General features: G+C 66.4%; 4 protein-coding genes. 3 read left to right on the top strand and 1 reads right to left on the bottom strand.

Going from position 1 to position 7,999, the window contains the following annotated elements; genetic code table 11:
* The 3 genes from hrpA to WBB14_RS21430 form a co-directional block, all read left to right on the top strand.
* The coding region (gene hrpA / locus WBB14_RS21440; protein ID WP_424241615.1) for an ATP-dependent RNA helicase HrpA at positions 1-3,876 on the top strand (3,876 nt) is incomplete at its 5' end.
* A gap of 130 nt (positions 3,877-4,006) precedes the next feature.
* Positions 4,007-5,740, top strand: coding sequence for an ABC transporter permease (locus WBB14_RS21435; protein ID WP_424241614.1), 1,734 nt, complete (start codon positions 4,007-4,009; stop codon positions 5,738-5,740).
* Between the two features lie 13 nt (positions 5,741-5,753).
* The gene (locus WBB14_RS21430) at positions 5,754-7,049 is read left to right on the top strand and encodes a nitrate/sulfonate/bicarbonate ABC transporter ATP-binding protein (RefSeq protein WP_424241613.1); all 1,296 of its coding nucleotides are present in this window, start codon (positions 5,754-5,756) and stop codon (positions 7,047-7,049) included.
* 39 nt (positions 7,050-7,088) lie between these two features.
* On the opposite strand, the gene lpxO is transcribed toward WBB14_RS21430, so the two are convergent.
* Positions 7,089-7,988 carry a lipid A hydroxylase LpxO gene (lpxO, locus tag WBB14_RS21425; RefSeq protein ID WP_424241612.1) on the bottom strand — a complete coding sequence of 300 codons (900 nt, stop codon included), beginning with the start codon at positions 7,986-7,988 and terminating at the stop codon, positions 7,089-7,091.
* Positions 7,989-7,999 lie beyond the last annotated feature (11 nt).

Genomic DNA, 7,999 nt, shown 5'->3' with positions numbered 1-7,999 from the left:
GCGGCGGCCGCGTCCGCCCAGAACGCGCGCCGAGCGCCGCGTCCCGAGCGGCCCATCCCCGTGGTGACCTACCCCGAAGACCTGCCCGTCAGCGCGCGGCGCCAGGAGATCGCGCGCGCCATCGCCCGCCACCAAGTGGTGATCGTCAGCGGCGAAACCGGGTCGGGCAAGACCACCCAGCTGCCCAAGATCTGCCTGGAGCTGGGCCGCGGCCGCCAGAAGATGATCGGCCACACCCAGCCGCGCCGCCTGGCCGCCACCTCGGTGGCCAAGCGCATCGCCGAAGAACTGAATACGCCCATGGGCGAGGTGGTGGGCTACCAGGTGCGCTTCAACGACCGCACCGGCCCCAACGCGTCCATCAAGCTGATGACGGACGGCATCCTGCTGGCCGAGTCGCAGCGCGATCCGCTCCTGCGCCGCTACGACACCATCATCATTGACGAGGCGCACGAACGCAGCCTGAACATCGACTTCCTGCTGGGCTACCTGAAGCAGCTGCTGCCGCGCCGCCCGGACCTGAAGATCATCATCACCTCGGCCACCATCGACGCCGAGCGCTTCGCGCGGCACTTCGCCGCCTCCGAGGACAAGCTGGCGCCGGTCATCGAGGTGTCCGGCCGGCTGTACCCGGTCGAGGTCCGCTACCGCCCCGTGCGCGAGGAACTGGCGGAAGACGAGGCGGCCCCGGCCAAGCCCGGCCGCGACCGCGAGCGCATGTCGGGCGACGAAGAGCGCGACCTGATCGACGCCATCGTGGACGCCGTGGACGAATGCGCGCGCCACGGCCCGGGCGATGTGCTGGTGTTCCTGCCTGGCGAACGCGAGATCCGCGAATCCGCCGAAGCGCTGCGCAAGCGCCATCCGGCCGGCACCGAAGTCCTGCCGCTGTACGCGCGCCTGTCGCAGGCCGAGCAGGAGCAGATCTTCCATCCGCGCACCAATGCGCGACGCATCGTGCTGGCCACCAACGTGGCGGAAACCTCGCTGACGGTGCCCGGCATCCGCTTCGTGGTCGATAGCGGGCTGGCGCGCATCAAGCGCTATTCATGGCGCAACAAGGTCGAGCAGCTGCGCATCGAACCGATCAGCCGCGCCTCGGCCAACCAGCGCGCCGGCCGCTGCGGCCGGATCGGCCCGGGCGTCTGCATCAGGCTCTATGACGAGCTGGACTTCAACAACCGGGCGCCGTTCACGGATCCGGAAGTGCTGCGCTCGTCACTGGCCTCGGTCATCCTGCGGATGAAGTCGCTGAAGCTGGACGATATCGAGCAGTTTCCCTTCGTCGAGGCGCCTCCGGGCCGCGCGGTGGCCGATGGCTACCATCTGCTGCAGGAGCTGGGCGCGATCGAGCTGGCGTCCGCCGCGGACGACGAGGCCGATGCCTCCCGCACAGGCGCGTCCTTCGTGCTGACCCAGACCGGCCACGAACTGGCCAAGCTGCCGGTGGATCCGCGCATCGGCCGCATGATTCTGGCCGCGCGCGAACACCAATGCCTGTCCGAAATGCTGATCATCGCCTCGGCCCTGTCGGTGCAGGACGCGCGCGACCGACCCATGCAGGAACGCGAGGCGGCCGAGGCGGCGCACGCCAAGTTCGCCGACGACAAGTCCGAGTTCATTTCCTTCCTGAAGCTATGGCGCTGGTATGGCGAACAGGTGCAGCACAAGGCCTCGCAACGCAAGTTGGTGGCCCTGCTGCGCCAGAACTTCCTGTCGCCGATCCGGCTGCGCGAATGGCATGATGTGCATACGCAGCTGGCCGCCCTGGTGGGCGAGCAGGGCTGGCGGCTGAACCAGACCGAGGCGACCTACGAGCAACTGCACATGGCGCTGCTGTCGGGCCTCTTGGGCAATATCGGTTTCAAGAGCGACGAAGGCGGCCACTACCAGGGCGCGCGCGAGATCCGTTTCCATATCCATCCCGGTTCGCGGCTGGTGAAGAAGGCGGGGCGCTGGATCGTCGCGGCCGAACTGGTCGAGACCACGCGCCTGTACGCGCGCTGCGTGGCGCGGATCGATCCGGTATGGCTGGAAAAAGTCGGCGCGCATCTGATCCGCAAGAACTGGTCCGACCCGCGCTGGGAAAAGAAGGCGGGGCAGGTCGTGGCCAACGAGCGGGCCACGCTCTACGGGCTGACTATTTACACCGGCAGGCGCATCCAGTACGGCCGCGTCAATCCCACGCATGCGCGCGAACTGTTCATCCGTCAGGCCCTGGTGCCCGGCGAGATCGACACGCGGCTGGCGTTCGTGGCGCACAACCGCAAGCTGATCGCGGGCATCGAGAAGCTGGAGCACCAGACCCGCCGTCCCGACATCCTGGTCGACGACGAGCTGATCCACGCCTTTTACGACCGGCAATTGCCGGCCGACATCTCGCAGACGGCGACGCTCGAAAAGTGGGTGTCCGGACTGGACAAGGCCGCCGCCGCCAAGCTCATGCTGACGCGCGACGAGCTGATGCGGCACGAGGCCGCCGGCGTCACCACCGATGTCTTCCCCAAGAAGGTGGAATGGCAGGGCGTGTCCATGGCGCTGGACTACCACTTCGAGCCGGGCTCGCCGCGCGACGGCGTGACCCTGTCGGTGCCGTTGTTCGCGCTCAACCAGATCGATCCGGCGCGCTGCGAATGGCTGGTGCCTGGCATGCTCAAGGAAAAGGTGCATCTGCTGCTCAAGTCGTTGCCGCAGAAACTGCGCCGCCATTGCGTGCCGTTGCCGGATTACGCGGCAGGCTTTTACGACCGCTGGTTCGAGCGCCAGACCGATCCCCAGCAGGGGCTGGTGGAGGCGATCATCGCTGATATGTGGGACCAGGTGCAGGTCCGGCCGGCGGCAGGCGATTTCAAGCTGGAGACCCTGCCGGCCCACCTGTTCATGAATTTCCGGGTGGTCGACGAGCATGGCCGCATGCTGGCGGCCGGGCGCAACCTGGCGCAACTGCGCGCCGAGTTCGGCAAGCAGGCGCAGGCCACGTTCCAGCAGTTGGCGGCCAGCGACACCCAGGTCGCCCAGGCGCTGGCGCATGAGAATCTGACGTCCTGGTCTTTCGGCCCCTTGCCGGAGATCATGGAGATCAAGCGGCGCGGGCAGTCGGTCATCGGCTATCCGGCGCTGGTGGACCGCGGCGCGCATTGCGATCTGGACGTGTTCGACGATCCGGACGAGGCACGCAAGCATCATCGGGCGGGTTTGCTCAAGCTGTTCCGCCTGGGCTTGCGCGAGCAGGTGAAATTCCTGGAAAAGAACCTGTCCGACCTGACCAAGATCAGCATGCTCTACATGACGCTGGGCACGCAGGAAGAGCTGCGCGACCAGATCATCGATTGCGCGCTGGGACAGGCTTGCCTGGCCGAGCCCTGGCCGGTCAACGAGCAGCAGTTCGAGGCGCGGCGGACCGAGGGCAAGGGCCGGCTGGGCCTCTTGGCGCAGGAAGTGGCGCGGTTGGCGGGGGCGGTGCTGACGGAGTGGGCGGCGGTGCAGCGCAAGCTGCCGCAGGCCAAGCCGCATGCGGCGGCCTACGCGGACCTGCAGGCGCAACTGGGGGCGCTGATGCCCAAGTGGTTCATCCGCGATACGCCGTATGCGCAGCTTGCGCATTTCCCGCGCTATCTGAAGGCGGTCCTGGCGCGCATCGACAAGCTGCGGGCGGATCCGGCGCGCGACGCCAAACTGGTGGCCGAGATGGCGCCGCTGCTGACGCAGTACCAGCGGGCCAGGTCGGCGCTGAAGGGGGCGCCGGATCCGCGGCTGGACGAGTTCCGCTGGCTGCTGGAGGAACTGCGAGTGGCCCTGTTCGCGCAGGAACTGCGTACGCCCATGCCGGTCTCGGTGAAGCGGCTGATGAAAAGCTGGGAATCCCTGAAGCGGTGACGGCGGCGGGACGGCCCGAGCCGTCCCGTATTACCGCCAGATTTCAGCTCGTTTTCCGTTCAGAGACGCGTCATCTGGTTATGCTTCAATGCGCGGGCCTTCCCTCGCAGCTCCCAGGAGCGTCGCCGCCATGTTCGAGCTTTTCAGCATGCGCTCCCGTCCGGGGGCGTCGTCCCGTTCGACCCCGAACCGCTGGGATTGGGCGCTCCTGCCCCTGGTGCTGGCGGTGCTGGCGCTGATGGCCTACGGCGCCTCCCAGATGAGCCGCCCCTTCGCTGTCGGGGAAGACCTGCCTATTTCGCTGGATCCGGTCTACCTTCCGTACTATCTCCTGCGCACCATCTTGCGGATGTTCACGGCGCTGGCTTTTTCGCTACTGTTCAGCTTTGTCTTCGCTGCCATCGCCGCCAAGTACCGGACGGCGGAAAAGGCGATGATCCCGATGCTGGACATCCTGCAGTCCGTGCCCATCCTTGGCTTCCAGGCCATCGCCATCGCGCCCTTCATCGCGCTGTTCCCGGGCAACTTGCTCGGCGTCGAATGCGCGGCCATCTTCGCCATCTTCACTTCCCAGGCCTGGAACATGGCGTTCAGCCTGTACCAGTCCATGCGCACGGTGCCTGCCGAGCTGCACGAGGCGGCGCGGATTTTCCGGTTGTCCGGCTGGCAGCGGTTCTGGCGCCTGGAGCTGCCGTACGCCACGCCGGGCCTGTTGTGGAACATGATGATGTCGATGTCCGGAGGCTGGTTCTTCCTGGTGGCGGCCGAGGCCATTTCGGTGGCGGGGCAGGACATCAAGCTGCCCGGCATCGGTTCCTACATCGCGGTGGCGATCGAGGCGGAGAACGGCCGGGCCATCGCCTGGGCCATCGGCGCCATGATGGCGGGCATCCTGCTGTACGACCAATTGTTCTTCCGGCCGTTGCTGGCCTGGGCCGACAAGTTCCGCTTCGAGGAGTCGCAGGGCGACGCCGCCCAGCAGTCCTGGCTGCTGGACTGGACCCGCCGCAGCCGCTGGATGAAGGCGCTGTCCGACGCGTTCTGGGCGCGCATGCGGCGCGCGCTGGGCTGGTTCAGCGTTCCGTACGACGGCACATCGATCCGCGCCCGCGCCAAGGCGCCTGACCCGCGCTGGACCCGGACCTGGGATGCGCTGCTGGCGGCCGGCGCGCTGCTGGCCACCTACAAGCTGGTGCTTTTCGTCCACGAGGACGTGGGCTGGGGCGAGGTGCTGCACGTGCTCGGACTGGGGAGCATCACCCTGGCGCGCGTCATGCTGCTGATCACGCTGGCCTCGCTGGTGTGGGTGCCGATCGCAGTCTGGATCGGGCTGCGGCCCAAGTATTCGCAGCGGGTCCAGGCGGTGGCGCAATTCCTGGCCGCCTTTCCGGTGAACCTGCTGTTTCCGGCGGTGGTGTTCGTCATGGTCGCGCTCAAGCTCAATCCCAATATCTGGCTGAGCCCGCTGATCATCTTCGGCACCCAGTGGTACATCCTGTTCAACGTGGTGGCCGGTGCGTCGACCATACCCAACGAACTGCGCCTGGCGGCCGGCAATCTGGGGCTCAAGGGCTGGCTGCTGTGGCGCCGGGTCTACCTGCCCGCGGTATTTCCCAGTTTCATCACGGGCGCCATCACCGCCAGCGGCGGCTCCTGGAACGCGAGCATCGTGGCCGAGTACGTGACCTGGGGCAATACCTCGCTGGTGGCGGACGGCCTGGGCAGCTACATCAAGCAGATGACCGAGCAGGGCGATTTCCATCGGATCGCGCTGGGCATCGGCGTCATGAGCATTTTCGTGATGCTGTTGAACCGCTTTTTCTGGCGCAAACTGTATTTGCTGGCCGAAGACCGCGGCCGCTAGGAGTCATCAAGTCATGAATCCCAATTCCCTGATCGAATTGCATGACGTCGGCAAATCGTTCCGCGCCGCCGACGGCACGCAGCGGCACGTGCTGGAACATGTGGATTTCACGCTGAAAGAGGGCGAAATCGTCGCCCTGCTCGGCAAATCCGGCTCAGGCAAGTCGACCCTGCTGCGCATCATGGCCGGGTTGGTCAACGCCGACCAGGGCTCGGTCACCTATCGCGGCCAGCCTGTCTATGGTCCGGCGTCGGGCATCGCCATGGTGTTCCAGTCGTTCGCGCTATTTCCTTGGCTGACCGCCCAGCAGAACGTCGAACTGGGCCTGGAAGCCCAGGGCGTGGCGCCGGCGGAACGCGCCAGGCGGGCGGATGCCGTGCTGGACCTGATGGGGCTAGGCGGCTTTGGCGGCGCCTTGCCGCGCGAGCTGTCGGGCGGCATGCGGCAGCGGGTCGGCATCGCCCGCGCCCTGGTCATGAATCCCGACGTGCTGCTGATGGACGAGGCCTTCTCGGCGCTGGACGTCCTGACTGGCGAGACCTTGCGCGACGACATGCTGGAGCTGTGGGAGGAAAGCCGCATCTCCACCAAGGGCATCCTGATCGTGTCGCACAACATCGAGGAAGCGGTGATGATGGCCGACCGCATCATCGTTTTCTCCAGCGACCCGGGGCGCATCCGCAGCCAGGTCATGGTGGGCCTGCCGCGCCCGCGCGATGTCGATTCGGCGCCGGTGCGCGCGCTGATCGACGAGGTCTATGCGCTGATGACCATGCGGCCCGCCCACGACATGCCCACGCCGCTGCAGCAAGGCCTGGGCTATCGGTTCCCGCAAACCGAAGTCGAACGCATGGAAGGGGTGCTGGACGTGTTGGCCGAGGCGCCGTTCAACGGCCGCGCCGACCTGCCCAAGCTGGCGGAGGAGGCCGAGATTTCCGATGACGACCTGCTGCCGGCCTGCGAAGCGCTGGGCCTGTTCGGCCTGGCCCGGATCGACCGCGGCGACATCTTCCTGACGCCGTTGGGCCAGCGCTATGTGCTGGCGGAGCAAGCCCAGAAACAGGTGATTTTCGGCCGCCAGCTGCTGGCCCACGTACCGCTGGCCGCGCATATCCGCCACAGCCTGGAACAGGAGCCCGCTGGCGCGCTGCCCGAGAAGAACTTCCTGGATTCGCTGGAAGAGTTCCTGAAGCCGGACGAGGCCGAGCGGGTGCTGAAGATTGCGGTGGAGTGGGGGCGCTACGGCGAGATCTACGGCTATGACTACCATACCGGACTGCTGACGCTGCCCGCGCCGGATCCGGCCTAGGGTCTGCTGGGCGCCCGGGAATCCGGGCGCCGCGGGCCGTTACAAGGCCAGGAACCCTGCAATGACCAGAATGATCAGGCCGTACTTGGTGGCCTTGTAGACCTTGCGGTTCCAGGCCTTGAAGGCCTTGCGCTTCTGGTCGATGACCCAATGCGCATGGGTCAGCTTGTTGATGGCGCCGGTCTGGTCGCCGCCGTCGTTGGGCGAGCTGGCGGCGGACATGACGACGCGGCCGAACCAGCGGTTGAAGGCTTCGGCCCAGCGCCACTTCAGCGGGCGCTCCACGTCGCAGAACAGGATGATGCGGTTCTGGTCGGTGTGGTTGTAGGCTTCGTGCACGTAGGTTTCGTCGAACACCACGCTTTCGCCGTCGCGCCAGCTGTAGTGCTCGCCGTCGACGATGATGTGGCAGCCGTCGTCGTTGGGAGTGACCAGGCCCAGGTGGTAGCGCAGGGACCCGGCGAACGGGTCGCGGTGCGGGTTCAACTGGCCGCCGGGCGGCAGTTCGGCGAACATCGCGGCCTTGACCTTGGGCAGGGTCTTCAGGATGGCCACGGTCTTGGGGCAGAGTTCCTCGGCGGACGGGTGGCGGGCGTCGTACCACTTCAGGTAGAAGCGCTTCCAGCCGTACTTGAAGAAGGAATTGAAGCCGATGTCGTTATGGGTGTCGGCGGCCTTGATGCGGCGCAGCTCGGCCATCTGCATGGCTTCCTCGCGGATTGTTTCCCAGTTGTCGTCCAGCACCTTCAGTTCGGCGATTTCGCTCGTGGTCAGGTAGGGCGTGGGCGGCACGCGCGACGCCAGCACCATGAAGGCGTTGATCGGGGCAAGCAGCACGGAATGATCCAGCATTTGCCGGCCCAGCGGCAGCTTGACGCGGCCGCGGAAGTGCGCAAACAGGATGGCGCTCAGCCAGATCCCGGGAATTAGCCATTTCATAGATGAATCTC

The organism is Achromobacter sp., from assembly GCF_049647645.1.
Lineage (GTDB): Bacteria > Pseudomonadota > Gammaproteobacteria > Burkholderiales > Burkholderiaceae_B > Achromobacter.
This window is presented reverse-complemented; position numbering and strand designations above follow the sequence as displayed.